At 32.4% G+C, this 2,689-nt stretch carries 4 protein-coding genes; all 4 read left to right on the plus strand.

All coding sequences use genetic code 11. The annotated features are described in order from the left end of the window. Positions 1-166 (plus strand): motility accessory factor (locus tag BGS43_RS10050; RefSeq protein WP_096568750.1); only part of this gene is annotated, 166 nt, incomplete at its 5' end. Next, the gene (gene legB / locus BGS43_RS03205) at positions 163-1,134 is read left to right on the plus strand and encodes a 4,6-dehydratase LegB (RefSeq protein WP_002786732.1); all 972 of its coding nucleotides are present in this window, start codon (positions 163-165) and stop codon (positions 1,132-1,134) included. The genes BGS43_RS10050 and legB, both read left to right, overlap by 4 nt. Next, positions 1,127-2,269: an aminotransferase LegC gene (gene legC, locus BGS43_RS03210; protein ID WP_096568756.1), complete on the plus strand. Its 1,143-nt coding sequence runs from the start codon at positions 1,127-1,129 to the stop codon at positions 2,267-2,269. The genes legB and legC overlap by 8 nt, the downstream gene beginning before the upstream one ends. 43 nt (positions 2,270-2,312) lie before the next feature. Next, on the plus strand, positions 2,313-2,689 hold a 377-nt coding region (locus BGS43_RS03215), incomplete at its 3' end, for a class I SAM-dependent methyltransferase (RefSeq protein WP_141085292.1).

The raw sequence follows: 2,689 nt of genomic DNA on the forward strand, positions 1-2,689 counted from the left end.
TTTTAATAAAAGTATTCTTTGGATAAAAGAACATTTAGAATTTATGGAATTAGTTTATGGACATATTAAAGCACAAGAAAATGCTTTGATTAAAAATATACTTCCTTTAGAAGAAAAACTCAAAGAAAGAAAATTAGATAAATGGATGGAAAGGGTGAGAAGGTGAGAAATATTTTAGTTACAGGTGCTGATGGTTTTATAGGTTCTCATCTTTGTGAAAGTTTGGTCAAAAAAGGTTTTAAAGTCAGAGCTTTAAGTCAGTATAATTCTTTTAATTTTTGGGGACATTTAGAAAAAAGTCCTTTTTTAAAAGACATGGAAGTTATAAGTGGAGATTTAAGAGACAGTTTTTTTTGCGAAAAAATCACCAAAAATATAGATGCGATCTTTCATCTTGGCGCTTTAATCGCTATCCCCTACTCCTACACAGCCCCACAAAGCTATGTGGATACCAATGTCAATGGCACCTTAAATATGCTCGAAGCAGCTAAAAAAAACGAAATTTCACATTTTATCCACACCTCAACAAGCGAAGTTTATGGCACGGCCTTTTATGTGCCCATCGATGAAAAACACCCTTTACAACCTCAAAGCCCTTATTCTGCAAGCAAAATCGCTGCAGATATGATGGCGCTGAGTTATTATAATTCTTTTAATTTAAATGTCAATATTGCACGCCCTTTTAACACCTATGGACCAAGACAAAGCGCAAGGGCTATCATACCTACCATCATCACACAAATTTTAAGTGGAGCAAAGGAAATCAAACTAGGAGATTTAAGCCCTAAAAGGGATTTAAATTTTGTGCTAGATACTTGCGAGGGTTTTATCTCTCTTTTAAATTTAAAACATTTTGGAGAAGTTTATAATATAGGCTCAGGAGTGGAATACTCCATGCAAGAAGTACTTGATCTCATACAAAAAATTTTAGATTCTAAGGTAAAAATCATCCAAGATGAGCAAAGATTGCGTCCTAAAAATAGCGAAGTTTTTAGACTTTGTTGCGATGCAAACAAGCTTAAAAAAGCTACAAATTGGCAAAGCAAAATAAGTCTAGAAGAAGGTTTAAGACAAAGCATAGAGTATTTTAAAGAAAATTTAGAAAATTATAAAAGTGAGCTTTATAATGTTTGAAAAAGAAATTTCTTTTATAAAAAGTCTTTTTAATAAAGAAAATATCGCCCTACATGAGCCTTGCTTTATAGGCAATGAGAAAAAATATCTTTTAGAGTGCATTGATAGCGGTTTTGTTTCAAGCGTGGGAGAATTTGTAACGCGTTTTGAAGAAGCTTTAAAAGAAAAAACCAAAACACGCTTTGTTATTGCTACAAATACAGGCACAGCAGCCCTTCATATCGCTTTACTAGCTAATGATATCGATGAAAACTGCGAAGTCATCACTCAAAGCATAAGCTTTGTCGCTACGGCCAATGCTATCGCTTATACAGGTGCAAAGCCCGTTTTTTTAGATATAGATGAAAACACTCTAAGTTTAAGCCCTAAGGCTTTAGAGCATTTTTTAGAAAATCAAACTTATCAAAAAGATAATCTTAGCTATAACAAAACCACACACAAACTCATCAAAGCTTGTGTTATTATGCACACCTTTGGTTTAAGCGCTCATATAAAAGCCATCAAAGAGCTTTGTGAAAAATACCACATCCTTTTAATTGAAGATGCCGCAGAAGCCTTAGGAAGCACCTATGAAAACAAGGCCTTAGGCACTTTTGGAAAATGTGGGATTTTAAGTTTTAATGGTAACAAAATCATCACAGGAGGATGCGGTGGGGCGATATTAAGCGATGATGAAAATTTAGCCAAGCTTGCAAAACACCTTAGCACCACAGCCAAAATCCCTCATCCTTACGAATACGATCATGATAGGATAGCTTATAATTACCGTCTTTGCAATATAAACGCAGCAATCTTGCTTGCAGGACTTGAAAATTTAGAACTTTTTTTAGAAAACAAAAGAGAACTTGCTAAAATTTACAAGGATTTTTTTAAAAATCACGATAAGTGTAAATTTATCGATGAAAAAAGCAATGAAAAAAGCAATTTTTGGCTCAATACCTTGCTTTTTAAAAATGAAAATTTAAGAAATATCTTTTTAGAAGAATGCTTGAAAAATAATATTTTCGTCCGTCCTATATGGAAAAGCTTACCAAGTTTAAAAGCTTTTCAAAACTGCCAAAGCGATGAGCTTATAAACACCAAAAATTTAGAAAAACGCTTGGTTAATTTACCTAGTAGCGTTAGAAGAAATTAAACAATTTATGTTAAAATGAAAACTTTTTAAAATGGGAGCGTTAATGAAAAAATATATTAGCAATGAAGAAATTTCAAACAATTTGGGAAGCAATGAAAAAATTTGGGAAAATATTTTTTCTCAAAAAGAATGGGGCAAGTATCCAAGTGAAAATGTTATAAGATTTATAGCAAGGAATTTTTATAATGTGCAAGATAGAAGTAAAATCAATATTTTAGAACTTGGTTTTGGAACAGGAGCTAATTTATGGTTTTGTGCAAAAGAAGGTTTTAGTGTAAGTGGTATAGAATGGAGCAAAACAGGATTAGAGCGTTTTAAAGCTCGTATGAAAGATGAGAATTTAAGTGATAAAATCAAGCAAATTGAACTGGGTGATTATATCGATAAATTAGATAGTTTTAAAGATGATAGTTTTGATGC

Source organism: Campylobacter sp. 110 (assembly GCF_002383965.1).
Classification (GTDB): domain Bacteria; phylum Campylobacterota; class Campylobacteria; order Campylobacterales; family Campylobacteraceae; genus Campylobacter_D; species Campylobacter_D coli.

Excerpts from the sequence above, each read along its gene's own strand:
- legC (WP_096568756.1), top strand. The coding sequence starts at position 1,127 with ATGTTTGAAAAAGAAATTTCTTTTATAAAAAGTCTTTTTAATAAAGAA.